The sequence below is a fragment of the Paenibacillus guangzhouensis genome (assembly GCF_009363075.1).
Classification (GTDB): domain Bacteria; phylum Bacillota; class Bacilli; order Paenibacillales; family Paenibacillaceae; genus Paenibacillus_K; species Paenibacillus_K guangzhouensis.
Map to the genome: position 1 here is coordinate 232,994 of NZ_CP045293.1, position 25,920 is coordinate 258,913.

At 52.9% G+C, this 25,920-nt stretch carries 25 protein-coding genes; 19 read left to right on the top strand and 6 right to left on the bottom strand.

The features are described from left to right. Positions 1-15: 15 nt before the first annotated feature. Positions 16-153, top strand: coding sequence for a hypothetical protein (locus GCU39_RS31295; RefSeq protein WP_193726717.1), 138 nt, complete (start codon positions 16-18; stop codon positions 151-153). Positions 154-572: 419 nt separating this feature from the next. Here GCU39_RS31295 and GCU39_RS01080 read toward each other — a convergent pair whose 3' ends face one another. After that, positions 573-1,796, bottom strand: coding sequence for an MFS transporter (locus tag GCU39_RS01080; RefSeq protein WP_227793402.1), 1,224 nt, complete (start codon positions 1,794-1,796; stop codon positions 573-575). A 190-nt stretch (positions 1,797-1,986) separates the two neighbouring features. Here GCU39_RS01080 and iolD point away from each other — a divergent pair, with 190 nt between their 5' ends. The 13 genes from iolD (at position 1,987) to GCU39_RS01145 (ending at position 16,547) form a co-directional block, all read left to right on the top strand. Next, positions 1,987-3,852 carry a 3D-(3,5/4)-trihydroxycyclohexane-1,2-dione acylhydrolase (decyclizing) gene (gene iolD / locus GCU39_RS01085; protein ID WP_152391806.1) on the top strand — a complete coding sequence of 622 codons (1,866 nt, stop codon included), beginning with the start codon at positions 1,987-1,989 and terminating at the stop codon, positions 3,850-3,852. A 17-nt stretch (positions 3,853-3,869) separates the two neighbouring features. Continuing rightward, positions 3,870-4,715 (top strand): 5-deoxy-glucuronate isomerase, encoded by an 846-nt coding sequence (gene iolB, locus GCU39_RS01090; protein WP_152391807.1) that lies wholly within the window; start codon positions 3,870-3,872, stop codon positions 4,713-4,715. Continuing rightward, on the top strand, positions 4,690-5,691 hold the full coding sequence (gene iolC / locus GCU39_RS01095; RefSeq protein ID WP_152391808.1) for a 5-dehydro-2-deoxygluconokinase: 1,002 nt from the start codon (positions 4,690-4,692) through the stop codon (positions 5,689-5,691). Before iolB ends, iolC begins: the two co-directional genes overlap by 26 nt. Positions 5,692-5,705: 14 nt before the next feature. Next, a complete protein-coding gene (locus GCU39_RS01100) occupies positions 5,706-6,416 on the top strand; it encodes a glycerophosphodiester phosphodiesterase (RefSeq protein ID WP_152391809.1) in 711 nt (236 codons plus the stop codon). 256 nt (positions 6,417-6,672) lie between these two features. Beyond that, entirely contained in the window at positions 6,673-7,620 is a 948-nt protein-coding gene (locus GCU39_RS01105; protein ID WP_152391810.1) for an ABC transporter permease, read from the top strand. Between the two features lie 45 nt (positions 7,621-7,665). Further along, complete coding sequence (locus GCU39_RS01110) at positions 7,666-9,414, top strand: extracellular solute-binding protein (protein WP_152391811.1); 1,749 nt, start codon at positions 7,666-7,668, stop codon at positions 9,412-9,414. A 96-nt stretch (positions 9,415-9,510) separates the two neighbouring features. Next, positions 9,511-10,419 carry a carbohydrate ABC transporter permease gene (locus GCU39_RS01115; protein ID WP_152391812.1) on the top strand — a complete coding sequence of 303 codons (909 nt, stop codon included), beginning with the start codon at positions 9,511-9,513 and terminating at the stop codon, positions 10,417-10,419. A gap of 25 nt (positions 10,420-10,444) precedes the next feature. Further along, positions 10,445-11,335, top strand: coding sequence for a CehA/McbA family metallohydrolase (locus GCU39_RS01120; protein ID WP_152391813.1), 891 nt, complete (start codon positions 10,445-10,447; stop codon positions 11,333-11,335). 12 nt (positions 11,336-11,347) lie between these two features. Next, entirely contained in the window at positions 11,348-12,358 is a 1,011-nt protein-coding gene (locus GCU39_RS01125; protein WP_152391814.1) for a LacI family DNA-binding transcriptional regulator, read from the top strand. Positions 12,359-12,403: 45 nt separating this feature from the next. Continuing rightward, on the top strand, positions 12,404-13,357 hold the full coding sequence (locus GCU39_RS01130; protein WP_152391815.1) for a carbohydrate kinase family protein: 954 nt from the start codon (positions 12,404-12,406) through the stop codon (positions 13,355-13,357). Beyond that, positions 13,354-14,844 carry a leucyl aminopeptidase family protein gene (locus tag GCU39_RS01135; protein ID WP_152391816.1) on the top strand — a complete coding sequence of 497 codons (1,491 nt, stop codon included), beginning with the start codon at positions 13,354-13,356 and terminating at the stop codon, positions 14,842-14,844. Before GCU39_RS01130 ends, GCU39_RS01135 begins: the two co-directional genes overlap by 4 nt. Next, on the top strand, positions 14,825-15,796 hold the full coding sequence (locus GCU39_RS01140; protein ID WP_152397033.1) for an aldo/keto reductase: 972 nt from the start codon (positions 14,825-14,827) through the stop codon (positions 15,794-15,796). The genes GCU39_RS01135 and GCU39_RS01140 overlap by 20 nt, the downstream gene beginning before the upstream one ends. Further along, positions 15,786-16,547: a sugar phosphate isomerase/epimerase family protein gene (locus GCU39_RS01145; protein ID WP_152391817.1), complete on the top strand. Its 762-nt coding sequence runs from the start codon at positions 15,786-15,788 to the stop codon at positions 16,545-16,547. The genes GCU39_RS01140 and GCU39_RS01145 overlap by 11 nt, the downstream gene beginning before the upstream one ends. A 59-nt stretch (positions 16,548-16,606) precedes the next feature. On the opposite strand, the gene GCU39_RS01150 is transcribed toward GCU39_RS01145, so the two are convergent. Next, positions 16,607-17,059, bottom strand: coding sequence for a DUF441 domain-containing protein (locus GCU39_RS01150; protein ID WP_152397034.1), 453 nt, complete (start codon positions 17,057-17,059; stop codon positions 16,607-16,609). Positions 17,060-17,182: 123 nt separating this feature from the next. Then, positions 17,183-18,025: a helix-turn-helix domain-containing protein gene (locus GCU39_RS01155; protein WP_152391818.1), complete on the bottom strand. Its 843-nt coding sequence runs from the start codon at positions 18,023-18,025 to the stop codon at positions 17,183-17,185. Positions 18,026-18,155: 130 nt separating this feature from the next. Here GCU39_RS01155 and GCU39_RS01160 point away from each other — a divergent pair, with 130 nt between their 5' ends. Genes GCU39_RS01160 through GCU39_RS01170 form a run of 3 tightly spaced genes read left to right on the top strand, consistent with a single transcriptional unit; the run spans position 18,156 to position 21,043 of the window. After that, complete coding sequence (locus GCU39_RS01160) at positions 18,156-18,914, top strand: sugar phosphate isomerase/epimerase family protein (RefSeq protein WP_152391819.1); 759 nt, start codon at positions 18,156-18,158, stop codon at positions 18,912-18,914. A 53-nt stretch (positions 18,915-18,967) separates the two neighbouring features. Then, a complete protein-coding gene (locus GCU39_RS01165) occupies positions 18,968-20,053 on the top strand; it encodes a Gfo/Idh/MocA family protein (protein WP_152391820.1) in 1,086 nt (361 codons plus the stop codon). A gap of 21 nt (positions 20,054-20,074) precedes the next feature. Continuing rightward, positions 20,075-21,043 carry a sugar phosphate isomerase/epimerase family protein gene (locus GCU39_RS01170; protein WP_152391821.1) on the top strand — a complete coding sequence of 323 codons (969 nt, stop codon included), beginning with the start codon at positions 20,075-20,077 and terminating at the stop codon, positions 21,041-21,043. A gap of 116 nt (positions 21,044-21,159) precedes the next feature. On the opposite strand, the gene GCU39_RS01175 is transcribed toward GCU39_RS01170, so the two are convergent. Beyond that, a complete protein-coding gene (locus GCU39_RS01175) occupies positions 21,160-22,251 on the bottom strand; it encodes a M24 family metallopeptidase (RefSeq protein ID WP_152391822.1) in 1,092 nt (363 codons plus the stop codon). Positions 22,252-22,438: 187 nt separating this feature from the next. Here GCU39_RS01175 and GCU39_RS01180 point away from each other — a divergent pair, with 187 nt between their 5' ends. Then, the gene (locus tag GCU39_RS01180; RefSeq protein ID WP_152391823.1) at positions 22,439-23,185 is read left to right on the top strand and encodes a sugar isomerase domain-containing protein; all 747 of its coding nucleotides are present in this window, start codon (positions 22,439-22,441) and stop codon (positions 23,183-23,185) included. Between the two features lie 453 nt (positions 23,186-23,638). Continuing rightward, on the top strand, positions 23,639-24,007 hold the full coding sequence (locus GCU39_RS01185) for a VOC family protein (protein ID WP_265333528.1): 369 nt from the start codon (positions 23,639-23,641) through the stop codon (positions 24,005-24,007). Between the two features lie 93 nt (positions 24,008-24,100). On the opposite strand, the gene GCU39_RS01190 is transcribed toward GCU39_RS01185, so the two are convergent. After that, complete coding sequence (locus tag GCU39_RS01190) at positions 24,101-24,343, bottom strand: hypothetical protein (RefSeq protein ID WP_152391825.1); 243 nt, start codon at positions 24,341-24,343, stop codon at positions 24,101-24,103. A gap of 24 nt (positions 24,344-24,367) precedes the next feature. Continuing rightward, positions 24,368-25,798, bottom strand: a complete 1,431-nt coding sequence (locus GCU39_RS01195; RefSeq protein WP_407671624.1) for a hypothetical protein — start codon at positions 25,796-25,798, stop codon at positions 24,368-24,370. Positions 25,799-25,920 lie beyond the last annotated feature (122 nt).

The window sequence follows — 25,920 nt, forward strand, 5'->3', positions numbered from 1 at the left end:
GAGGAGGTGATTTCCTTGCCACATAACAAATCGCAGAAAATCAACAATCAGAACAACAAGTCGCGCATGAAGGAAGAAGCCGTGACACCAAGCACAGAGAAGACGTCTCATCGTTCCCCGAGCTTGAACAACATATCCAAGCAGGACTCTTAAATGAACAGAGCCATCTCCAACGGGAGATGGCTTTGTTGTGTTTGGTGAGGTGGGCGGCGTAGAGTGCGTATGCGGAGGCGTGAGCGAGAAATGATGTGTGTAGGCGGAACTGTCGCACGTTGCGGAAGGTGGGCGAGATCATGGGCCGCCGCCCCCCGTCTTACGAATCGTGGAACGCTTATTTAGGCGAAAATGCGAATATTTTTGCGCTAACGAATCGTAGCATCGCTATTCGTGCTCATTTGTACGAAATCAGATGATTTGAGAGCAAATAGCGTTCGTGAAGTTCGTTAGAAAATAAAATCGCTTTATTTCGAGCAAATAAGGCTTGCTGGGTTCGTTAGCGAGGCGCGGGTTGATGAGGTTGAGCTGCGAACTATACGCTGTGTTCGGCTATCGAGTCGCCCCGTTTGCCCATGTCACGAGCGCTTTCCCGCAAGACGTTTCTGTCTATCCTTCGTATTCCAAGCGAGCACGGTGCTGACGAGCAAAATTGCGATCAGAAGATACACAGCGGGGAGCCAAGAGGCGCCGTCACCCTTGATCCATTGCATCGCCGCGATGACGAGTACGCCGCCCAGATTGCCAGCCAGCATCATCAGCCCCGTCGCTTCGCCGGCATGCTGCTCCCCTGCAATCTCTTCGGTCATCGACAGGAGCAGAGCGTACCCCGGCAGGAACATGAAGCCAAGGAAGCCGCTGACCAATAGCAGGGCCCCCATGTTCCCTGTTGTACATAGCGGATACGTCAGCAGCAGCGCTACCGCGCAGCAGACAATGAGCAAGGGCTTGCGCCGTCGATAGCGATCCGAGAGGGCGGGAATGATCGCAGCGCCGATCATCCCGCAGATAATGAGCATGCCGCCGACGAGTCCGGCTTGTTCCGCGTCCACGCCATACGGCTTCAAGATCGGCTCGAGCCAAGACGTAACGCCGTTGAAGAAGCCGAGCGCGAGGAAGGCGATGATGCAGACGAGCAGCAGCTGCCGATTGCGAAGCAGCGGGAGAAGGTCTCTCCAGCGCACGGCACTCACCGCTTGCTGTTGATTCCCCTTAGGATTCGGATGCGCGACGAGCCAGAAGAAGAACGCAGCCAATACCGTGAGCCCAGCGAAGATGATCATCGCAACTTGCAGATTCGTTGCTGTCACGAGGATCGGCGTAGCAGCGAGCGCGATTGCCATGCCTGCGAACATGCCTACCGTTCCGAGTCCCGTCGCCATGGCTTGGCGATCGCGCGGGAACCAGTCTGCGACCAGCTTGGTGATCCCATTCATGACATACGGCTGACCGATCGCAATACCAATATGCCCGATGACGAGGAAGATGAACTGCTGGTCGAATACCCGAACGCAGGCGAAGATCGCCATCAGCCATCCACCGAGTCCAACCCCGAATCGATAGCCCCTTCGGTCGATGATAATCCCCGCATGAACAGATAAGAGAACATAGAGCAGCGGGAAAACCATTAATAATAAGTTCATGCTGTCTTCCGATACGTGGTAGCGTTCCTCCAGCGTCGTGATGAGCGGCGCGAAGTTCAGCCACAGCAACTGACTCATGCCGGCTAGCAGTGTGAAGCTGAGCAGAACCGTCCAACGATTGGTGATAGTTCGCCCTCCCTGATGATCCCCTCGTTTCAAAACGCATTCCTCCTTCGATACGAGATTCGCGCACAATGCTATACACGCACGATTATATTAATTTTTCCGATGGCTTATTCCTCGCGTGGACCAACATTCTCTCATAGCCTGCTAGAATTCGGCATATAAGATGGGAGCGGGTTGTTTCATACTAGCCCAGTTCAATCATCGAACGAAAGGGTGAAGTGCGATGAGTGTGCTTCGATTAACGATGGCACAGGCGTTGCTCAAGTTCCTCGATCAGCAGTACGTGGAGCGCGACGGGCAAGAGAGGAAATTTGTAAGAGGCGTGATGGGCATCTTCGGTCACGGGAACGTGCTTGGCCTAGGCGAGGCGTTAGAGCAGGAGGTGAGAGATCTTCAATTCATCCAAGGCAAAAATGAGCAAGGCATGGCGCATGCCGCGATCGCCTATGCGAAGCAGAAGAATCGGCTCGAAATCTTCGCTTGTACATCATCCATTGGCCCGGGTGCGTTGAACATGGTGACGGCTGCGGCGACGGCAACGGTGAATCGGATTCCGGTGCTGCTGCTACCAGGGGATATCTTTGCTTGCCGGCAACCAGATCCCGTGCTGCAGCAGATTGAGCATCCAATGGACTACACGATATCGGCGAACGATGCATTCAAGCCGGTCAGCAAGTATTGGGATCGGATCACGCGGCCGGAGCAATTGATGAGCGCAATGATGCAGGCCATGCGCGTGTTGACCGACCCCGCGGAGACAGGAGCCGTTACGATCTGCTTGCCGCAGGATGTACAGACGGAAGCTTACGACTATCCGGAGCATTTTTTCGCAAAAAGAGTGCACGTGGTCGATCGGACGCCGCCAAGCCGAACGGCTTGCGATAAGGCAGTGCAAGTCATCGCGCGGAAAAAGAAGCCGATGATCATCGCAGGCGGCGGTGTTCACTACGCTGAGGCTTATCAGCCATTGTTGCAATTCGCGGAGAGCTTCGGCATTCCGATCGCCGAGACACAAGCCGGTAAAAGCGCCGTTCCATGGCACCATCCGCTCTACCTTGGTGGGATTGGAACGACGGGATCGCTGGCTGCGAATCGATATGCGAAGGAAGCGGATGTCATCATCTGTGTCGGAACACGATTAGGCGATTTCGCGACGGCGTCCAAGTCAGCATTTCAGCATCCAGACGTGGAATGGGTGCATCTTAATATCAACAATTTCGACGCAGATAAGATACATGGCGTCAAAGTGGTAGCCGATGCGGCAGAAGCGCTGACAGCTCTTACTGTATCTCTTACCTCTATCGGCTACGAGGCTGCTTGCGATATGACTGCGTTATCGGACCTAAAAGAGGAATGGGAGCGGGAAGTAGACCGCCTCTATGCACAGGAATTGACACAAGGCCTATCCCAGACGCGAGTACTCGGTGAGATCAACCGATTCATGGACGGCAGCGAAGTGATCGTAGCGGCGGCAGGCAGTCTGCCGGGAGATTTGCATCGATTATGGCGCGCCGAACGTCCAAAATCCTATCATATGGAATACGGCTTCTCCTGTATGGGGTATGAAGTCGCAGGTGCGTTCGGGGCGAAGCTGGCGGCGCCGGATCAAGAGGTGTATGCCATCATCGGTGACGGCAGTTATCTCATGCTCCATTCGGAGCTCGTGACGAGTCTGCAAGAAGGCGTGAAGATAACCGTAATTCTGTTGGACAATCACGGATTCCAGTGCATTCACAATTTGCAGAAGGAGCACGGCAGCGATGGATTCGGCAATGAGTTCCGGTATCGGAACAACGAGACAGGCAGGCTCACGGGCGATTACGTAGCGATTGATTACGCTGCCCATGCAAGAAGTATGGGTGTTGCAGCATACAGTGCCGAGAATATCGATCAGCTGAGGGAAGCGCTCCAACAAGCCAAGCAAGAGAAGCGATCAACCCTCATCGCGGTTCAAGTGGTGCCGGGCACAAACTCAGGCGGCTATGAATCGTGGTGGAGAGTCGATGTGCCGGAGGTTTCGTCGAGCGAGAAGGTCCAGCACGCACACCAACTGATGCGAGAAAGAACGGATCGCGCATTAAAAATCTAAGGAGAGGGGCAAATGACATGCCTAATTTACTCCAACGAGGCAGCCAGCCAAATGCCTCAGGGAATACGTTGACGATTACACCGCAGTCGGCGGGCTGGCAGTATGTCGGATTTCAAGTTTATCAGCTAAGCGCGGAGCAGACTTTGAGCCAAGAGACCGGGGAGAACGAGATATGTATTGTCGTGTTGAGCGGCATCGCGAATGTCCTTACACGGGAGCAGCAATACCACCGGATCGGCCGCCGGATGAGCGTGTTTGAGCAGATTCCGCCTTATGCCGTCTATGTGCCGGCAAGCGATCTGGTTCAGTTTGAAGCGTTGACGGAGCTCGTCATCGCGATTTGTTCTGCGCCTGCCGAAGGAAGATTGCCAGCACGCCTGATTACCCCGGATCAGATTGGAGTTGAAGCGAGAGGGAATGGGACGACGGCACGCACGATCCATAATATTCTACCGGAGCAGGAGGAAGCGGAACGATTGCTCGTCGTCGAAGTGTTCACCCCGGCCGGACACTGGTCCAGCTATCCGCCGCATAAGCATGATCAGGATCGTCTGCCCTACGAATCGCAGCTGGAGGAGACGTATTATTACAACATTGCGCCAGTCGATGGGTTCGCCATACAGCGCGTATACACAGACGATCTGTCGCTCAATGAGACCCTCGTCGTGCATGATGGCGATGCAGTCTTGGTGCCGCGCGGGTATCACCCGGTTGCAGCGCCCCCGGGGTATGACGTCTATTATTTGAATGTGATGGCGGGGCCAGTACGTACTTGGAGGTTCCATAATGATCCGAAGCATGCATGGCTCATGAAACCTAGCAAGGAGGTGCCGACGAATGCGTCTAATATCATTCCAGAATGACAGATCGCTGGATATGATCGGCTTAGGTCGATTGTGCATCGACTTGAATGCGAACGAGATTCACCGTCCGCTGGAGGAGACGGTCACCTTCACGAAATATGTCGGGGGTTCACCGGCGAACATTACGATTGCGATGGCGCGGCTCGGGATGAATACCGGATTTATCGGCAAAGTCTCGGATGATGCCCATGGACGTTTTATCGTCCACTATTTGCAGAAGAACAAGATAAACACCGACGGTATTACCGTGGATCAGACCGGCGCCGTGACGGGGCTGGCCTTTACCGAGATTAAGTCGCCGACGGACTGCAGCATCCTCATGTATCGTGACCATGCAGCAGATTTGAAGCTGGCGCCAGCGGATGTGAGCGAAGCGTATATTCGTGAGGCCAAAGCCTTGCTCGTCTCCGGGACCGCGCTGGCGCAGAGTCCTTCGCGCGAAGCGGTGTTCAAGGCGATCCACTTCGCCCAGAAGCACGACGTCGTCATCATCTTCGATATCGATTACCGTCCCTACACGTGGACTTCGAAGGAGGAGACGGGGATCTATTACCGGCTTGTTGCGGAGAAATCGAATGTCATCATCGGCGGACGCGATGAATTTGACCTGATCGAAGCACTCGATGGCCCGCTGCGCCAAGATGACCAAGCGACTGCAAACCAGTGGTTCGAACATCAAGCGCAGATCGTCGTCGTCAAACGGGGGGGAGACGGTTCCATCGCATGGACTGCAGACGGGGACGTGTCGGAAGGCGTCGTCTTCCCAGCGCAGGTGTTCAAGACGTTCGGCGCAGGCGATTCCTTCGCTGGTGCGTTTATCTACGGTCTGATGCAAGGCTGGGACATCGGCCGATGCCAGCAGTTCGGCAGCGCAGCTGCTTCGATCGTCGTATCGAGCCACAGTTGTTCCGATGCGATGCCGACGGCGGAGCAGATTCAAGCCCGCATTGATCGCTATATGCAGCAGGGAATATAAGGGGGAGAAGCGATATGAGTCAATCAACATTTTTGATAGCAGCGCATACTGGCTCGGGCAGTGCACCGGACAACACGATGGCATCCTTCTTGGAAGGCATTCGCTGCGGTGCCGATATTGTCGAAGTCGATGTTCGTGCGACGAAGGACGGCATGGCGATATTGCTTCATGATGATTCACCGCTGCTTCAGGCGTATTCTTACGAGCAGTTGAACACGCCGGCGATACGTATGCAGCTGGATGCCATCTATGCTCACCATGAGATCGTCCGGCTGGAAGAGATCTTTGCCATAGCAAAGCAGTATCCGGTGCGATTGAATCTGGATCTGAAGGACCAGCGCAGCCTGGAGCCGGCTTTTGCCGCGATCGAGCGCGCGCAAGCTTTTGACCGCGTATATTTGACAGGTTGTACAGAAGGGATGACCCAGCGCCACCCGCAACTTGGCGTGTTGATGAATACGCCGGATTTTTTGACAGAGGAAGAAGTGGAGAATTATGACGTATTTGCTGATGAGATCTGTGCGAGAGCACGGGAGGAAGGGTACACGGGGCTGAACATGGCATTCTACACCTGCCGAGAGGCAATGGTGGAACGCGCGCATGCGTGTGGGCTCGTGGTCTGGGTGTATACGGTGAACGACCCTTACGAGATGGCGGAATATATCGCCATGGGCGTCGATGCGATCACGACGAGGAACGTCTCTTCACTGCTAGGCCTCAAATGAAGGCGCTTTAAATTTTTTTCGTCAAATATGGTATCGATTCCAGAAAAACTGAATATGGCTTAATAAGCAGGTTGTTTGGCCTCCAAACACCTCAAGAGATGTTGTCCTTACAAAACATTAAGTCATACTTGACGCTGCGTTAATACTTCGTCGGTATCATTAGCATCAAACCGCACGGAAGGAGTTGAACTGGCAGGCTTCGAATCAGGCCCATTGTATACCATCCACTAACTCATGAGAAGGTGATTGATCATCCATGGAGACACACGTGACCCCATCGGTTAACACTTCGAAGAGATCCAGACTATGGCGTAACATCCTACTGCACAAGTACCTCTACCTCATGCTGCTGCCTTGCCTCGTATTTTTTATAATATTTTCCTACATTCCGATGACCGGCATCATACTGGCATTCAAAGAATACAAGTTCAACGCGGGGATCCTCGGAAGCCCATGGGCGGGCTTCAAATATTTCGAACGGTTCTTCAATGACTATCAGAGCGGCATGCTCATCAAGAACACCCTCATTATCTCCTGCATGAAGCTCTTCATCGGTCTGCCGTTCCCCATCCTTCTCGCGCTGATGTTCAACGAAGTGAAGAACCGCTACTTCCGCAATATCGCACAGAGCATCTCGTATTTGCCTCATTTCTTATCCTGGGTCGTCGTTGTCGGATTGACGCAGCGCCTCTTGGCACCGGATAACGGCCTATTGAATCAGATCGTCGGTTTCTTCGGCGGCGACAGCAGCGTCTTCTACATGATGGAACCCCATTATTTCTACCAAATCATGTTCGGCAGTCACATCTGGAAGTCCGTCGGGTGGGATTCGATTATCTATCTGGCAGCGATTGCAGGCGTGAACCCGGATATGTATGAAGCGGCGAAAATGGATGGGGCGAGCAGAACCCGCGAAATATGGCATATCACACTTCCTTCGATCCAGCCAACCATTCTCATTCTGTTTATTTTATCACTCGGAAATATCTTATCTGCGGGGTTCGATCAACTGTATCTCTTGCGAACACCGGGGAACATGCATCTAGCCGAGATTCTGGATACGTACGTCATTCGGGTCGGACTGCAAGGCGGGCAATATGGATATGCGACAGCCGTCGGTCTTATGCAAGGGTTGATCGGATTAATACTCGTCGTAGCAGCAAATCGGATTTCTAAGAAGGTATCAGACACGTCATTATGGTAGCGATTCCAGACGGAAGACTAAACCAATGAAAAGAGGGATGATGAAATGCTTAGAAAGAACACATGGGTTCGCTTGCTAACGATTCCGCTCATCTTGACGCTGCTCCTCGCGGGTTGTACGGGGAATGACAAAGGCACGGACAACAAGACGGCACAACCTGAAAGCAACCAGACGGATCAAGGAACGAATAACGGATCAACCGACAGCGGCAAACCTGCGACATGGATCGCGGACCGCAAGGTGAAAGGGCTTGTCTTCATGGGTACGGACGATTACACGGAAGATATGAACCCGGAGATCAAGGCGAAGTTGAAGGAACTGACAGGTATTGACCTTGAGGTTGAGATTATGGTCGCGGACCACTCCATCGACGGGCTCATCGCGGGGCTGGCCTCGAATGACCTACCGGATTTCATTACGTTCTACCTGAACAACAGCGGACGTCCGGAAATGCCCGTCATTTTAAAAGCAGCCCGGGAAGAGATGTTCACGGATCTGGCGCCGCTGATGAAGGATACGAAGGTGTACAGCAAATATTTGCAGGACGACTATCTGCCGCTCGATACGAGATACGGGGTTATGTTCCGGCCTGAATTCAACGGCTCGACGTATTTCATCCATATGAACGTCGCTCGGCAAGGCGGTTATGCGACGCGGAAATATGCGGGCGGACCGTACATTCGTAAAGATATCGCGGATGCGCTCGGCGTAGATCCTCGTACGATCAATACAACGGAGAAGCTATATGAGCTGGCGAAGAAGATCAAGGCCGGCAACTTCAAGGATAACAACGGCAAAGATGTCGTGCCGATCGGGCCGAACTATTGGGGTGGGCAAGAGATCGGCGTCCTCTTCAATGATCTGGAATGGGGCAGCGACGACCAACGGATCAAGAAGGATGCTTCCGGCACCATTTTGCATGAGAGCCAGACTCCGTATGCGCTTAAAAAAGTGGAGTACATCCAAAAGCTGCTCAAGGAAAAGCTTATCCATCCGGAGTTCTTCACCATGGACGAAAGCCGTGCAACGGAAGGGGCATTGAACGGAACATGGGCGATTATCGGCAATGCGCACAACTACCAAGAATTTAACCGCGATATGCATTACTTGCCGCTAGGACCAATCGACTTCGTCGATCGTCCGTATCAGATGCAGGTGGATTTCAAATCCGGTTATTCCGGCTGGGCGATTCCAACCACGACAAAGAATCCAGAAGACATTATGAAGTTGGCGGATTTCCTGGCAAGCCGCGAAGGCAAGCTGCTATGGCAGTATGGACTCGAAGGTCGCGATTATACGCTGGATGCGAAGGGCAATCCGCTTGCGAAGAAGGAAGTTATCGATCTGAAAGTCAGCAATCCGGAAGAAGCCAAGAAGCTGGGATTCGCTGGCGTAGGCAACTCGTGGGGTGAACTGCTCGGTGGTACGGATACCGATCGGATGGCGGACTTCGGAGAGATGGAGTACGGCGATGCTGTTGCGCCTGAAGTGAACGCTGGAGCGCTCAAGATTGCCGATTACTGGGGTTGGGAAGAGAAGCGCAAGAACGCTAAGATCGTCGACGGCTATACCCCGCTGTCCTTCATCGGCGAGTTCGAGCACGGCACTGAATTGAAGGCAGCGTTTGAAAATTACGATGACAGTCTCATTCGGGCGTACTATGCGAAGAACATGGACGAAGCGAAGAAAATCCTCGATTCAGCCTCCAAACAACTAGAAGCAACTGGCTTACAGCAATTTTTGGAATTGCTCAAGACCAAAGATGCGGATCCGAAGACACATGTGAAGTTATAATCCATTTGGCAGCTAAAGGGGTCGGCTTGAACCCGTTTCTAATGCACCGAACCGGCCCCATTCTTTTCACCTCTCAAGTAAAGGAGGAGACCGAGGTTGAGGACGTTCTACAAGACATCCTTCGGGGAAAAAGTATTCAAAGTCTTGATCTATCTATGCATCACGGCACTGTGTCTATCGATTATCCTTCCTTTCTTAAACATATTGGCCCTGTCCTTCAATGCGGGAAAAGACGCGGAGCGCGGCGGAATCTACTTCTGGCCGCGGGTCTGGTCGCTTCAAAACTTCGCGGAGGTGCTGACCTCCGCCAATATGCTCTCTGCGTTCGGTATTTCGCTGTTCCGGACGATCCTCGGAACGCTGGCGAGCGTATTCCTGACCGCACTGGCGGCCTATACCCTGAAGAGCAAGACGATGCCGGGCGTGCGATTCTTCACGATCCTCATCTTCTTCACGATGCTGTTCAGCGGCGGCATTATTCCCTATTACATGCTGCTGAAATCCTTGCATTTGACGAATACGATCTGGGTGTATGTGATCCCTTCGCTGTATAGCGCATGGAACCTGATCATCATGCGGACGTTCTTTCAGCAAATCCACGTTAGTCTAGAGGAGTCGGCGCGGATCGACGGGTATAATGATTTCTCAATTTTCATGCGGGTCATCATGCCGCTGAGCAAACCAGTCATCGCGGTCATTACGCTCTTCAATGCTGTCGGCCATTGGAATGATTGGTTCACGGGCGCCTTCTACGTCAGATCGGGCGATCTTCGGCCGCTCTCTACCCTGTTGCAAGAAATGCTAACGCGGGCGGAAGCGATGCGGAGCAAGCTGGAATCGGCTGCGGGGACGACGCAATATGAGATGCTCGACAAGATGCAAGTCACGGGCGATTCGATGAAAATGGCGACGATTATTATCGTGGTTGCGCCGATTATTCTCATTTATCCGTTCATTCAGAAGTATTTTGCGCAAGGCGTGATGATTGGTTCGATCAAGGAATAGGAACAAGGCAGAGGAGGGGAACGGCATGCGGATTGACAATCCATACGATAAGCCTGGCAAGTGGCTGCGGGGCAGCTTCCACAATCATACGAACAACAGCGACGGGTGGTTCCCGCTCGAGACGGTCTACAAGATGTATGCGGATTATGACTTTCTCGCCATATCCGATCATGACAAGATGACGAATCTGGATGCGCCATGCCGTATTCCTACCGTCTTCGAGGCGATTGAAGTGAGCAGTACGAAGCCGCATATGCTGCTCGTTCAGCCGCCGCATACGATCCTGGAAGGTTATAGCAACGAATTTACGATCGAAAATTACCAGCGGCTCGCGGATGCAGCGCTCAATCATGGCGGGATTTGCGTACTGGTGCACCCGAATCGGTACTTCTCGAACTTCTGGACGCTCGAAGACATGCTGCAGATGGAGCGGTATACCGGCGTGGAGATCTATAACGGGGATGGTAATGTGGAATACGATATCGCTTTTGACAAATGGGATGCGCTGCTCTCGGCGGGACGCAAAGTATGGGGCTTCGGCAATGACGACTCCCATGTCTATGGGCAAGAAAAACAGGCGTGGAATATGGTGCTCGCCGAAGAGCATTCGCATGAGGGGATTCTGTCGGCTATTCGGCGCGGCAGCTTCTACGTATCGACGGGTTATGGGTTCGAATCGATTCGGGTGGAAGGTCATAAGGTGATCATCGAGCTGAGATCGAACAACCTCCTTGATCGAATGTATAAATACGTTACGTTGTTCGGAAAACACGGCCGAGTGCTGCACGAAGCGACAGGACGAATCCATCGCGTCGAATACCAGTGTCAAGGCGATGAAGGATATGTGCGGGTTAGCGCTTATATTGAGGGAGGGTATGCGGCGTTCTCCCAGCCCCTATTTATTATGAAGGATTAGGATGAGGATGACATGAGTGTGAAGATCAAAGATGTTGCGCTTCGGGCAGGGGTATCCACGACGACGGTCTCGCGGGTGCTGAACGGGGAGAAGTACGTGAAGGACGAATTGAAACGGCGGGTCACTGCTGCAATTGATGAGCTGGGGTATGCGCCAAGTCATATCGCACGCAGCTTGGTTCGCAACAAGACGGATTTGATCGGCGTCATCGTGCCGGATCTCACGTCCAGCTTTTACTCGACGATCCTGAGCTCTATTGAGCAGACGGCTGCTTCGAATGGCTACAACCTGCTCGTATGCAATATTAGCGAAGATATTGAGAAGGAAATGAAGTATTTGAAAATTTTTAAGGAGATGCGGGTAGAAGGTATCATCATCATGCACGAGAAGATCAATGAAGAGATTCGCGGGTTCATTAACGGTCTGCAGATTCCAGTCATCTTCTCCAGCGTGAAGCCGATGGACCAGTCCTTCATCTCGGTCATCGTCGACGATTATACGGCTGCGTATGACGCGACACGGTATCTGATCGAGCTTGGTCATGAGCGGATTGCATTCATTGGCGGCGATATGCGGGACATTACGTCGGGGCAGAACCGGTATGTTGGCTATTGCAACGCCCTGAGGGACCATGGGCTCAAGATTGTCCATGACCGGATTCGATTTGGTGATTATAAGGTGCAGAGTGGCTACGAGCGTATGGGCGAGCTGTTGCGACACGAGCAACGGCCGACGGCCGTGTTCGCAGTGAGTGACGATATGGCGATCGGCGCGGTCAACTGCATTATCGATCATGGCATGCGTGTGCCGGACGATATTTCGGTCATGGGCTTCGACGGAAGCCAGATGACGGAGCTGGTTCGGCCAAGAATTACGTCGATGGAACAACCGATTCATCAGATGGGGGTCGTGACCGTCGAGACGTTACTCCAGCTCATTCGAGGCGAGATCGAACAGGATGAAGATATCATCTTAGGCCATCGATTGGAAGTTCGAGATAGCTGCAGACAGCGATCGAATTGATGGGAGCGTATCGTTTCGGCAGGAAGGGACGAGGAGAGGGAGCAGTTGAAGACATATGATGCTTTGGTCATTGGTGACGCGAACGTGGATTTGGTCGTGGTGGGATGCAACGCCCTGCCGCTTCCCGGACAAGAAATATTCGTAGAGGACATGTCGCTGCATGTCGGCGGCGGCGCGGCAATATTCGGCCTAACCCTTGCCAAGCTGGGCAAGGCGGTCGCTTTCAAAGGCGTTGTAGGGCAAGATTACTACGGCCAATATGTTCTGGATCAATTCCGACAGGCTGGTATTGATACCAGCTACGTGAAACGGAGTGATCTGGGTGCGACAGGACTATCGATTGCGATTAATCCGGAGCGGGACCGCTCCTTTATTTCATACGCAGGGACGAATGCGGAATTGCAAATCGATCCATTCATCGATCTGGATGCGGTGCCAGCAAGACACGTACATCTGACGGGGTATCGCGGGAGTCGGAACCATACGCAATTCATGCGCATCGTACGAAGGCTGAAGGAATCGGGCGTCACAGTGTCTCTCGACGTCGGATGGGATGATACCGGGGAATGGTATCCGGGGGTATTCGATCTGATGGAGGAGATCGACGTATTCTTCATGAACGAGACGGAGGCTTTGCATTATACGGGGTGTACAGTGATGGAAGAGAGTATTGAACAGCTGCGGGAGCGACGGAAAAACGTTGTGGTGAAACAGGGAGCTGGAGGCGCAACGGCCATTATCAACGGCACGGTGACGCATCAAGCTGGGTATGCCGTGAACGTCGTGGATACGACGGGGGCGGGGGATTCTTTTAACGCGGGATATATCGATGGGTACCTGAGTGGTCTATCTGTGGAGGAATGCCTTGCGTACGGCAATGCTTGCGGCGCGCTGTCGGTTCAGGATTATGGAGGCAGTACGGGAGCGGTGGACCTTCCTCGGCTCACCACATTTATCGAGGCGCATCGTGTCATAGATAACGGAGGGAATGCGAAATGACGGGAATCATCGGGCGGTCGGAGGACGCGAAAGTGTTGATTCTGCCGATCAGTAAGGAGGACGTCGCGAATGGGTGCGTGTCGGTAGGAGTAGGTTCGGTCTCGTTATCGCTTCGTCCGTCAGCAGGTGATCCGGATTCGCTTACTTGGGTGAGCGGTCCGCCGGGGGGACCTAGCATGCTGTTCGTTGGACTCGGCGAACGGGCGCGCGTGAATGCGGAATGTATACGGAAAGCCGCAGGGCATGCAGGAAGAGCATTGATACGCGATCAGTTGGCCGCGGTGCAAGTTTCTTTCGAATGGCTGGCGGTGATGCCATTGAAGGCCTGTGAAGCAGCAGGGGCTTGGATGGAAGGATGGACGCTTGGGACTTATGCTTTTGAGCGGTACAAAGCGACGGTGAAGGAGCGGGTTGTTCCTCCGGTGTATTTGGACATTGAAGGAACGTTCGAGGCGGAGGAGCAGGTGCGGCTCGCGCGTATTCGTGCGGAAGGGACAATGCTCGCGCGCGACCTCGCAAATGAACCGCCAAATGCGCTGCGTCCGGAGACGTTCGCAAGGCGAGTGCAGAAGCATTTTGCCGATACGCTCGTACGGGTTGAGGTACTACCGGCGAGCAGTTTGGAGCTGCAAGGGATGGTTGGGGTGCTCGCCGTCGGGCGCGGGAGCGTGCATCCGCCGGTGATGATCAAACTGACGTATTGCACTGACCCGGCACAGCCGCTCATTGCCCTGGTCGGGAAAGGCATTACCTTCGATACGGGCGGGATCTCGCTCAAGAAAGATTACAACATTAGCGACATGCGGATGGATATGGCCGGCGGGGCGGCTGTGGTCGGCGCGATGGAGATCTTGTCACGCAGCGACGCTTCGGTGAATGTCGTTGCCTTGATTCCGGCGGCGGAGAACATGCCAGGCGGCAATGCGTTAATGCCGGGCGAAATCTTGACGTATGCGAACGGATTGACGGTACAAGTCGGCAATACCGATGCCGAAGGGCGGCTGGTGCTTGCGGATGCGCTCCTCTATGCCCATCGTCTTGGTGCGGCGGAAGTCACGGATATCGCGACGTTGACCTATTCCTGTACAGGGGCGCTGGGCTCGAAGTACGCCGGCGTCTTTGGTGATCAGCATCTGGTGGATGCGATAAGGGAGGCTGGTGAACGCGTAGGGGAGAAGGTGTGGCAGCTGCCGTTAGCCGAAGAGTATGACAGATACTTGGACAGTGATTGCGCGGATCTATGCAACGTGAGCAGTGTTCCAGAAGCGGGGGCGATTACCGCAGCGTTGTTCTTGCGAAGGTTCGTCCACCCGTCGATGAAGTGGGTGCATCTCGACATGGCAGGTCTGAAGGAAGTTTCGTCGGCCGCGGGGTACCACGCGCCAGGAGCGACGGGATATGGGACGCGCATGCTCGCGGAATGGGTGATGCGTCGTGCAACGTTGCATGCGGGAAGGAGAAGGTGTGATGAAGACGATTGCGATTGAAGCGATGTTGGAAGGCCGTCCTATCAGGCATCTCGTCGCTCAATTGATTATGGGATCAGGCAATTTCTTGCGGCGAGATGATGCTGAGCACATTGATCTGATGTTCGATACCTTCCTTCGCGTAGGCGGCAATCTGATCGATACGGCGCATCAATATGGGCGCTGTGAGCGCAAGATCGGCGAGTGGATTGATCGCTCCGGTAGACGCAGCGAATTGAAGATCCTCACGAAGGGAGCTCATCATGACGATGGGGAGCCTGGGCCGCGCGTGAATCCAAAGGCGATCACGAAGGATCTGCTCGAGAGCTTGGAACGCCTCCGGACCGATCATGTGGAACTCTACGCGCTGCATCGTGATGATCCATCGGTTGAAGTTGCCCCGATTATGGAGGTCTTGAATGAACATCTAGAAGCCGGACGCATCCATGCTATAGGCGCATCGAATTGGACGCATGAGCGGATCCAGGAGGCGAATGACTATGCGGCTACGCATGGACTCATCGGGTTCACGTTCAACAGCCCGAACCTGAGCTTAGCCAAATGCCGGGTCCCACGCTGGGAAGGCTGCGTCTCGGCTGGCCGCGACATGTGCGAGTGGCATACGCGTAACCAGCTGCCGTTGTTGTCTTGGTCCTCGCAGGCAGGCGGGTTTTTCACGGGCCGCTTCACGCCGGATGTGCAGGACGATGCCGAGATGGTGAAAGTGTACTATACGAAGGACAATTGGGAGCGGTATGCGCGAGCGGATCAGCTCGCGCAGGGGAAAGGCGTCAGCCGGATGCAGATTGCGCTCTCCTACGTGCTGCATCAACCGTTTCCGACGGCGGCGCTGGTTGGGATGGAGACGGTGGACGAAGTGTTGTCTTCCGCTGCGGGGCTTATGGTGACGTTAACGGAGCACGAAGTTCGATGGCTGGATTTGCTCAAAGGAGGCGAAGGGGATGCGGAATAAGTTCGCTGCGCAGTTATTTACGCTGCGAGAAGCTTGCAAGCAAGATTTCTACGGAACGTTGCGTACGCTGAAGGATATAGGCTGGCTTGCGGTGCAGATTGACGGATTACACGGTTATCCGGCTGAAGAGATCGCTTCAGTGCTGAGGGAGACGGGGTTGTCCGTAGCGGGGATGCACGTTAGTCTCGCGCGAATGAATCATGAACTGGAGGCGGTGATCCGCGAAGCGGAGTTGTTCGCGACACCTTACATCTACTGCAATTCGGTTCCGGGTGCGTTACAGAACGAAGAAGGGTATCGACAATTGAAACGGGAACTGCTGACGGTAGCGGGGAAGGTTCACGAGAAGGGTCTTTATATCGGACATCACAATCATGACTTCGAATTCCATACGGTTGTCGACGGGAAGGCAGCAATGGATTATGTGTTGGATCCGGAAGAGCAAGGAGCCTTGCTGCCGGAATTCGATACGTACTGGATTCAGAAGGCGGGTCTTGATCCGCTTACCTATATTTCAACGTACGCAGGTCGACGGCTCCCAATTTTGCATTTCAAAGATATGACTTCGGATGAGCGGCAATATTTTACGGAAATTGGCGCGGGATGCATCGATTTCGAACCCATTCTCACATGGGGCGAGGCGAATGGCGTCGAATATTACGCGATCGAACAGGATTATTGCCCGGGTAATCCTTTTGACAGCTTGGCACAGTCGTTAGATTATTTGTTGCGGCTTACGCGCGGGAAATAAAATGCATAGCGCCCCTCACGCGGATGAGGGGCGCTATATTGGCGCATGCAGAGCTTAAGCTACATTTTGCCGATTAATAAAGATAAGATTCCTGCGGCAATGAGCGGTCCGACAGGAACGCCGCCGAAGATCGCTACGCCGAGTACGGTTCCGATGAGCAGGCCTGCGACAAGCGTAGGCTGGTTGCCCATTAGTGTGACGCCGCGTCCGCCAAGGTAGGAGACGAGAACCCCAATTAGGATCGCGAGGATCGACTTCCAATTCAGGAAGGAATGGAGCATCGTGTCGAGGCTCATCTTGCCGCTCGCAATCGGAGCCATGACGCCGATCGTTAAGATGATGATCCCGATCGTGAGGCCGTATTTCTCTATCCATGGGAAAATTTGGTCCATATGCGTAACACGCAATAGCAGCAGAACGACCATGGCTATCGTGACGGTAGAGTTGCCGCTGAATAGACCGAGCGCCGCGAATAGCAATAAGATTAGGGAAGGTGTGTCAATGTTGGCCATCATATGAATTCCTCTTTCTCTTGTTGCAATTGACTTATGATAAGTCAATAAGTTGGATTATTGTTCCTCTCACGATAGCATATTCGCCCGCGAATTCAAAATGAACGGCGCCATACCGCAGAGTTATTTGAGTGTATTCAGTTCGCGGTATTCGCTTGGGCTAAGGCCTGTCCGCGTCTTGAAGGTCCGGTGGAAATACGTATAGCTCTGGAATCCGCACAGCTCGGCGATCTGCTCGAGCGTCATTTTGCTGAATTCGATCCGTTCCCTGGCGGTCGAGATTCGCACCTCGATGGCGTAGTCCATGATCGTCTGTCCGAAAACCTCTTTGAATAGGTGCCCTGCACGAGATACACTGAGCTTTGCATGATCCGCAACGTCCTGCAATGTGATCGATTCGGCGGCATGCTGTTCGATGTAGTCTTTCATATGGTTGCAGATCGGAACGTATTTGGATTTGGCGATCGAGACGTTGGATTCTTCCAACAGACGGTCGAGCATCAAAAAGAAAGATTTGGTGAAATACTGCACAATTTCTTCCATTGAATCATGAAAGCGGCGCTTCTCCTGAATCATCTGACGCCAGAGCGTGATGAGACGATCATCCAATCGAATCCTTGTCTTCGGCTTGCGCTCGCGTTGGTTCCACCACTCTTCCACCCAGCTGCCGCGAATCATGAGGAAGTAGTCCATGCTATTGATCTTCGGCAGAACCTCGTTCGAGGCTGGGTGCTGGAATCCGATCTTGAGCTCATAGATATCGCCTTCTCGATACAGGAGGAGGTCGCCGGGTTCGACTAACTCGAAATGATCATTCACCCATACGTGTGCTGAACCTTCGGTCTGAAGACGAATCAGGTAGTGCGGCAGACGGCTGCGTTCCCGGTTATCATAGGGTCGATAATGTTTGGCGTAGTCCACGAGCAATACTTCGAGCGTGCCTTCGCTTGTTTCGGTAACAGTCATTTTTCATCATCCTTTATGATTAAGTGTAGCAAAATAGTTCAGGATTAGGTCATATCATTCATTCCCATTATATCGATAATTTGACTAGAATAGAAGCGTAGGAAAACCTTTTCATAGGAGTTGGATTGCAATGATGAAGATTGGGCTACAGTTATATACGTTACGTGAGGAGACAAGTCGTGATTTTGTAGGAACTTTGCGTAAAGTTGCAGAAATCGGCTATGAAGGTGTCGAATTTGCAGGGTATGGCGGCATGGCTGCCGAAGAGTTAAAGGCATTGTTAGATGAATTGAACCTTGTGTCGATCGGTGCGCATGTGGGCTTGGATCGCGTTCGCAATCATTTGGATGAAGAGATCGCCTTCCATAAGGTTCTTGGAAGTGAATATATTGCTTGCCCGTACTTGTCCGCTGAGGAGCGTGGGTCGCTTAGTTCTTTGATGGAAATTACGAAGATTTTCAAAGACGCAACCCGCAAGTGTGCGGAGCATGGTCTTCAATTTGGTTATCATAATCATGATTTTGAATTCACGGAGCAAATCGGGAATAAGACGGTGTTCGATTCGATCTTCGAATTAACCGCTCCCGCGCCGATGTTCGTTGAACTTGACGCTTGCTGGGTTCACCATGCAGGGTTTGATCCGTCCGAATATATGATGAAATATGCCGGCCGCGTGCCTCTCGTTCATTTGAAAGATTTGGTGACGAACGAGGATGGCTCCGCGAAGACGGTGATTCTCGGAACAGGCGAGATGGAACTGGATGAAGTGATCGCGACGGCGAAGCTGACTGGTGTCGAATGGTTGATCGTTGAACAGGATATGTGCCAGATTGACCCGATCGAGAGCGTAACGCAGAGCATGCAATGGGCGCGTGCGCACCGCAAATAAGGTTGTTCTTTTCTTTTTATATATAACTATTAATCTATTGGAGGAATTGGATCATGTCTAAAATTTACCGTATTGCAATTATCGGCTGTGGTGGGATCGCGAACGGCAAACATATGCCAAGTCTTAAAAAATTGAAAAATATCGAGATGGTAGCTTTCTGCGATATCATTCCTGAGCGTGCAGAAAAAGCGGCAAAAGAGTATGGTTCTGAGGATGCGAAAGTCTATACCGACTACAATGAAGTATTCGCGGACAAAACAATCGACGTCGTACACGTATGTACGCCAAATGATTCCCATGCTGAGATTTCGATCGCGGCGATGGAAGCAGACAAACACGTTATGTGTGAGAAGCCAATGGCAAAGACCGCTGCTGATGCGCGCCGTATGGTTGAAGTTGCGAAATCGACTGGCAAAAAGCTTACAGTGGGATACAACAACCGTTTCCGTACAGACAGCCGTTATTTGAAAGAAGTATGTGAAGCAGGAGACCTAGGTGAAATTTACTTTGCGAAGGCTCACGCGATTCGTCGTCGTGCAGTACCAACGTGGGGCGTATTCTTGGATGAAGAGAAACAAGGCGGCGGACCACTTATCGATATCGGTACACATGCGCTTGACTTGACACTATGGATGATGAACAACTACAAGCCAAAAGCAGTTCTTGGTACTGCATTCCATAAACTATCGAGCCGTGAAAATGCAGCTAACGCATGGGGCCCATGGGATCCATCGAAATTTACTGTAGAAGATTCCGCATTCGGGATGATCACGATGGAGAATGGTGCAACGATTATGCTCGAGTCCAGCTGGGCACTTAACGTAGTGAAATCCGGTGAGGCAATCTGTACGCTATGCGGAACAGAGGGCGGCGCTGACATGTGGGATGGTCTTACAATTAACGGCGAGAAACACAGCAAATTGTATGATCAGAAGATCCAACTTGGCGCAAGCGGCGTAGCGTTCTATGATGGCGCTTCGGAAGATGCTCCAGATGTGGAAATGCGTCTATGGATCGATGCAATCGAGCAGGATAAAGATCCTGTCGTAACGGCTGAGCAAGCTTGCGTGGTATCCGAGATTCTTGAAGCGATCTATGAGTCTTCCAAAACAGGCAAAGCGATCTACTTCAACAACTAATCAGCAAAGGAGCTTATCACGATGAAATTAGGCGTATTCGCTGTATTATTTGCTCAAAAGCCGCTTGAAGAAGCGCTTGACTATATTCAAAGCAAAGGCTTGCAAGCCGTCGAGATCGGTACAGGAGGCTACCCGGGGAACAGTCACTGCAAACCGGAAGAGCTGCTCGCTGACGCGGGCAAACTAAAAGCGTTCAAGCAAGCATTCGATTCCCGTGGGTTAACGATCAGTGCGCTTAGCTGCCATGGCAATGCATTGCATCCGCAGAAGGATATCGCAAAGCCGTTCCATGATGATTTCATGCGCACGGTCGAGCTTGCGGAGCGTCTAGAAGTGCCTGTAGTGAACGGATTCTCTGGCTGCCCTGGCGATCATGAGGGTGCGAAGTATCCGAACTGGCCGGTTGCGCCTTGGCCGGGAGACTACCAAGAAATTCTCGACTGGCAATGGTCGAACAAAGTAATTCCTTATTGGACAGAGACAGGGAAATACGCTTCAGACCGTGGCGTCAAAATCGCGCTGGAATTGCACGGCGGATTCTCCGTGCACACACCTGCGAACCTGCTTCGCCTTCGTGAAGCGGTTGGTGAAGTGATCGGCGCGAACCTGGATCCGAGCCATATGTGGTGGCAAGGTATTGATCCGGTGCAAGCGATCCATATCTTGGGCCGCGAGAACGCAATTCACCACTTCCATGCGAAAGACACGTCGATCGATCCGATCAACGTGAACAAACATGGTGTGACGGATATGCAATCCTATGCGCTAATGCTGGATCGTGCTTGGCAGTTCCGTACGGTAGGTTATGGTCATGACATGAAGGTATGGGCGGACATCATGAGTGCGCTTCGCCTTGTGGGCTATGACTATGTCGTAAGTATTGAACACGAAGATGGCTTGATGTCGGTGGATGAGGGCTTCACGAAAGCCGTCGAGAACTTGAATCAAGTCTTGATTAGAGAGCCGTTAGGCGAAATGTGGTGGGTGTAAGACCTTAACCTGACCCGTCGAAGCATAAAGAAAAGCCCCGTTCTCCCCATCGATACGATGGGAGGAGCGGGGCTCTTTGGCGTGCTATTGAATAAAGATGAACGACGGTTTCGTGTCTATCCGCCGATGACCGTTAGTTCTTTCGGATAGGTCGTCAGAATTTCGATGCCGTCTGCCGTCACGACGACATCGTCTTCGATCCGGACGCCGCCGCGGTTAGGCAGGTAAATGCCTGGTTCAATCGTGAAAACGACGCCTTCCTGTAGCAGGTCTTCGTTGTTCGCGTGAACGCCAGGATATTCGTGTACATCCATACCGAGGCCATGACCGAGGCGGTGCATGAAGTACGGGCCATAGCCTTTGTCTTCGATCACTTGACGCGCAGCGCGGTCAATGGAGGCGTAGGTCACGCCTGGACGTACGGCTGCAATCGCCGCGAGATTCGCTTGCAGCGTCGTATTGTAGATCTCCTTCAGTTGATCATCAATCTCGCCTACAGCGAACGTTCGCGTAATGTCGGATGCGTAGCCGTTGGCATAGACGCCAAGGTCGAACAGCAGCAGCTCGTTCGCTTGGATCTTGCGCGTGCCTGGGTTACCATGCGGCAATGCAGATTTCTCACCTGCGAGCACCATCGTATCGAAGGAAGGACCTTCGGCGCCGAGCTTCTTCATCTGATACTCGAGCTCTGCCACGAGTTCGATCTCGGTCACGCCGATTTTCACTTGGCTGACTACGTTATGCAGTGCAGCTTCAACGAGTCGTACCGCTTCCTTCATCCGAGTAATCTCATCTGCGGACTTGCGCATGCGCAAGCTGCGGAGCATGTCACCTGCATCGATATACGTATTCGCTTGGACAACGGCGCTCAAGGCTTCGTAACGAACAACCGACAGGTGTTCCTTCTCGATACCTAGCGATTGGATCGAGGCAGGTAGGTGCTGCTTCAAGATCGCGTACGGGTTGTCCGTATCCGTGTGTGTCGCAATACGCTTCACGGAGGAAGATTGTGATGCAGCTTCTTCATCTAGCGCTGGCACGATAAGCACAGGCTCTTGTTCGGTCGAGACGATCAAGCCGAGGAAGCGTTCGTGCGGATCGCATGCGAAGCCCGTGAAGTAGTAGACATGCTTTGGTTCCGTAATTAATAGGGTGGACATGCCACTTGTTTGCATTAGTTTATAGAGTTGCTCGATGCGGTTCACCATCGTGGATTTCATCCTTTCGCTAACTAGAGTTTCTATATAGCGACGATACCACTTTTTGCGCGGGAATGCCAATGAAGTTGGTTGGATAAAATTTTCTAATATATTTAAGAGTAAAATGAGAACTTCTCCCATACATATAAATAGGAAGAGTAGAACAAATCTATTGATTTGAGGGAGGGGTTATGCAATGAAATTAGGTGCTAATGTCATCATGGGCACGATCTTGGAGGTCGTGCAGCAAATGCAAGAGACACAAGTTAAGGCGATTCAAGAAGCTTCGAAGCTATTAGAAGAACGGCTGCGGCAAGGCGGCATTATCCACGTGTTCGGGGCGGGGCATTCGCGGGCCTTCGGCATGGAGATGTGTGGCCGAGCAGGCGGGCTCGTCCCGATGAAGCTGGTCGCGCTAGAGGATATTGCACTGGTAGAAGGAACGCCAGGCATTAACCTGACGGAGCTCGAACGGTCGCCGGAGACGGCGCATCGTTTGATGGACATTCACCAAGTGCAGGGTGAGGATGCGTTCATCATTGTATCGAACTCGGGGCGGAATGGATCGGCTGTCGAGTTGGCCACGATCTGCAGGGAACGCGGACTGCCGATCATTGCCGTCACTTCGCTGCAGCATTCGACGAATACGGATAGCAGGCATCCGTGTGGCAAGAAGCTGTATGAGTTGGCCGATATCGTTATCGATAACTGCTGTCCATACGGGGATGTGCTGCTGGAGATCCCGAACATGGCGGAGCGTACGGGCTCGGCTTCGTCGATCGTTGGGGGCTTGATCGCGCAAGCGTTGACGAATGAGATCATCCGTCTCTCGGTGGAGCACGGGGAGCTGCCTCCTGTCTATCGCAGCGCGAACTTAGATGGCGGGGATGAGCATAATCGGCAGATTGTAGCACGGTACGCGCATCGCAATATTACATATTAAATGGGTAAGAGCCTTTCCTTCGGGAGAGGCTCTTTTTTCATCGTAGTTATTTCGCTCATTCTGGAGCTCTTCATTCAAATAGCTGCTTTTTTGCAGTTATTTTGCGTACGCGCACTGCTTTCGCACCTATTTAACTGTCTTTTATCAGTTAAATTCACGCATTCGAGTCACTCCTAGCCCAATAACTGCATTTTTGCAGTTATTTTGCTCAAGTGCATCGTTTCATTCCTATTTAACTGACTTTTTGCAGTTATTTCGCTCACCCGAGCCAATTTCCAGCCAAATAACTGCTTTTAGCAGTTATTCAACCCGCGCACACATTCCCCCATCACCACTTATGCGCAAGCCCGGTATGGTGTACACTTGAAATAGGTACATTACAACCATCTATTCTATGGAATTAAGGAGAGGATCCAATTGTCGCAGAATAAGTCAAAGGTTACTCCATTTTTGATGTTTCAAGGACAAGCCGAAGAAGCGATCAACTTGTATACGTCGACGTTCGACCAGTCTGAGCTAATCCATATCGTGCGCTATGGTCCAGAGGGACCGGGAGCTGAAGGAAGCGTGATGAAGGCTTCGTTCTCGTTGCACGGACAGGTGTTCATGGCGATTGACAGCAATATTCAGCATAACTTCACCTTCACCCCGTCGATCTCGATGTATGTCACATGCGACACGGAGGAAGAAATCGATCGCGTGTATGAGGTGCTATCGGAAGGTGGAAGTGTCATGATGCCGATGCAAGCGTATCCGTTCAGCAAGAAGTTCACGTGGTTCGCGGACCGGTTCGGCGTATCCTGGCAATTGAGCTTGGCGTAAAGGCGGCAGGTCTTCGCCTCCGAAATCGCGCCAAGCAACAACAAAACCCTGTTGATTCCAGTCAGGAACAACAGGGTTTCTTCATATTATCCATTAATACATCGACTGATGCCACGAACCGGCAGGCCATGCACAACCTGGGAAGGGATGGACCGCTTGAATCTGACTGAGCGGGTAATGCTTTGTGGCGAATTGCGTGTGGTAGAGATATTCCATCAGGTAGATATCGTCGTGCTGAACGCTGCACAGGACGCCGGTGACGCCCGTACCGTCCATCATGGAGACACCGACGGGCTTGCCGATCAGTCCATATAGGCTTTGAGCGGACACAGGCATGACAGCTTACACCTCCAATCGCGATTAGATGAGGAACATGGCGACGATCGTCGTCACGACGAGGCCGATGATCACAGGCTTCAGATTGCGCCGCGCAAGTTCGAACGGGCTGATGCCGCAGATCGCTGCTGCCGGGATTAACGCCCACGGGATAATCGTACCGCCGCCAACCCAGATGGCTGCGATCTGACCGAGCGCGGTTAAGGTTGCGACGCCGCTCTGAATGGCCGTGCCGAAGAGGCTCGCGATGGAGCCGGCGAGCGATATGCCGGAGAATCCCGAACCGTCGAGACCGGTAATCGCACCGACCGTCGTTAAGGTTGCGGCGCTGACGGCCGTATTGACGGGTACGGTATGTGCAAGGGCGAGACCGAGATCATTCACGATGCCGTGGGAGCCCGCAGGAAGCGTCTTGCCGAAGACTTCAATGAAAGCGCTGTCACCCAAATAGAAGAATGCGGCAATCGGGATCACCGGACCGAAGACGCGGAACCCGAATAAGAAGCCGTCGACCATGTCTGTTGTCGATTGCTCTAGACCTCGGTTGCCGTGGGCGAAGAGGCAAATGAGCAGCAGGAGTAAGAGTGCAGTACCACCGATGAGCGCTGTGGCATCGCCGCCTTGGAGCTTGAAATAGATCATGGCAGCGACATCGGTGAGGAAGAAGAGCGGGACGAGAATCGCGAACACGATGCGCGTATTCCGAGGCATGAGCGAAGGAGAGGAACTCTCCGAAGGGGGGACAGTACCGTCGTCGCCGCTAGTCGACGTAGCGGAACCAACGCTCGCGAGTCCGGTCGAGAAGGTGAGCGTTCCTCGCTTCATATCACGGCGCAGGAACCAGAAGGCGGCCACGGTGGTGACGAAGCCCATCACCAAGACGAGCGGCACGCTGGCGGAGACAACGTCGCCGACCGGAATCCCTGCGGCGTCTGCGGTGAGCTTCGGGGCGGCTTGGATGATGAAGTCGCTTGACAGTGCAATCCCATGGCCGAACAGGTTCATCGAGACGGCTACGCCAAGCGCTGGCAGCCCGGCACGAATCGCGACAGGGAGCAGGACGGCGCCGATCAGCGCTACCGCTGGCGAAGGCCAGAAGAACCAGGAGATGATCATCATGACGATCCCGATCGTCCAATAGGCGAGGCTGGGCGTCCGGATGAGCTTCGTGAACGGACTCACCATCATCTCATTGATGCCGGTTCGCGCGAGCACACGGCTTAAGGCGACGATGACAGAGATGATCAGGATGGTACCGAGCAACTCTTTTAACGCATAGATGAAGCTAGAGAAGATGCCGCTGACCGATGCCGTGAGTGATCCGGTTGCGACGAGGCCTAGCACGAAGATGCCTGCGATGCAGAGCAGCGTCGTGTCTCTTTTGCGCACCATGAACCCGATGATAAGCACGATGCAGGCCACATAAATCCAGTGCAGAGCTGATAATTGAACCATAATTACCCCTCCAGTAAGCCTAACAGATTGACTTGCTATACAGTATGCGCTCGCCTAGAATGGGTGCGACCGTGTGCATGTCCGTGCATAAAAAAACCTCCACCCTTCGCAAGCGAAGAATA

Bases quoted from the DNA above. Each gene is read 5' to 3' on its own strand.
- GCU39_RS01125 (WP_152391814.1), top strand. From the start codon at position 11,348: ATGAGTGTGAAGATCAAAGATGTTGCGCTTCGGGCAGGGGTATCCACG.
- GCU39_RS01195 (WP_407671624.1), bottom strand. From the start codon at position 25,798: ATGGTTCAATTATCAGCTCTGCACTGGATTTATGTGGCCTGCATCGTG.
- GCU39_RS01155 (WP_152391818.1), bottom strand. From the start codon at position 18,025: ATGACTGTTACCGAAACAAGCGAAGGCACGCTCGAAGTATTGCTCGTG.
- GCU39_RS01105 (WP_152391810.1), top strand. From the start codon at position 6,673: ATGGAGACACACGTGACCCCATCGGTTAACACTTCGAAGAGATCCAGA.
- GCU39_RS01185 (WP_265333528.1), top strand. From the start codon at position 23,639: ATGTTTCAAGGACAAGCCGAAGAAGCGATCAACTTGTATACGTCGACG.
- iolD (WP_152391806.1), top strand. From the start codon at position 1,987: ATGAGTGTGCTTCGATTAACGATGGCACAGGCGTTGCTCAAGTTCCTC.
- GCU39_RS01120 (WP_152391813.1), top strand. From the start codon at position 10,445: ATGCGGATTGACAATCCATACGATAAGCCTGGCAAGTGGCTGCGGGGC.
- GCU39_RS01135 (WP_152391816.1), top strand. From the start codon at position 13,354: ATGACGGGAATCATCGGGCGGTCGGAGGACGCGAAAGTGTTGATTCTG.
- GCU39_RS01110 (WP_152391811.1), top strand. From the start codon at position 7,666: ATGCTTAGAAAGAACACATGGGTTCGCTTGCTAACGATTCCGCTCATC.
- GCU39_RS01190 (WP_152391825.1), bottom strand. From the start codon at position 24,343: ATGCCTGTGTCCGCTCAAAGCCTATATGGACTGATCGGCAAGCCCGTC.
- GCU39_RS01180 (WP_152391823.1), top strand. From the start codon at position 22,439: ATGAAATTAGGTGCTAATGTCATCATGGGCACGATCTTGGAGGTCGTG.
- iolC (WP_152391808.1), top strand. From the start codon at position 4,690: ATGCGTCTAATATCATTCCAGAATGACAGATCGCTGGATATGATCGGC.
- GCU39_RS01145 (WP_152391817.1), top strand. From the start codon at position 15,786: ATGCGGAATAAGTTCGCTGCGCAGTTATTTACGCTGCGAGAAGCTTGC.
- GCU39_RS01140 (WP_152397033.1), top strand. From the start codon at position 14,825: ATGAAGACGATTGCGATTGAAGCGATGTTGGAAGGCCGTCCTATCAGG.
- GCU39_RS01175 (WP_152391822.1), bottom strand. From the start codon at position 22,251: ATGGTGAACCGCATCGAGCAACTCTATAAACTAATGCAAACAAGTGGC.
- GCU39_RS01165 (WP_152391820.1), top strand. From the start codon at position 18,968: ATGTCTAAAATTTACCGTATTGCAATTATCGGCTGTGGTGGGATCGCG.
- GCU39_RS01160 (WP_152391819.1), top strand. From the start codon at position 18,156: ATGATGAAGATTGGGCTACAGTTATATACGTTACGTGAGGAGACAAGT.
- GCU39_RS01150 (WP_152397034.1), bottom strand. From the start codon at position 17,059: ATGGCCAACATTGACACACCTTCCCTAATCTTATTGCTATTCGCGGCG.
- GCU39_RS01170 (WP_152391821.1), top strand. From the start codon at position 20,075: ATGAAATTAGGCGTATTCGCTGTATTATTTGCTCAAAAGCCGCTTGAA.
- GCU39_RS01100 (WP_152391809.1), top strand. From the start codon at position 5,706: ATGAGTCAATCAACATTTTTGATAGCAGCGCATACTGGCTCGGGCAGT.
- iolB (WP_152391807.1), top strand. From the start codon at position 3,870: ATGCCTAATTTACTCCAACGAGGCAGCCAGCCAAATGCCTCAGGGAAT.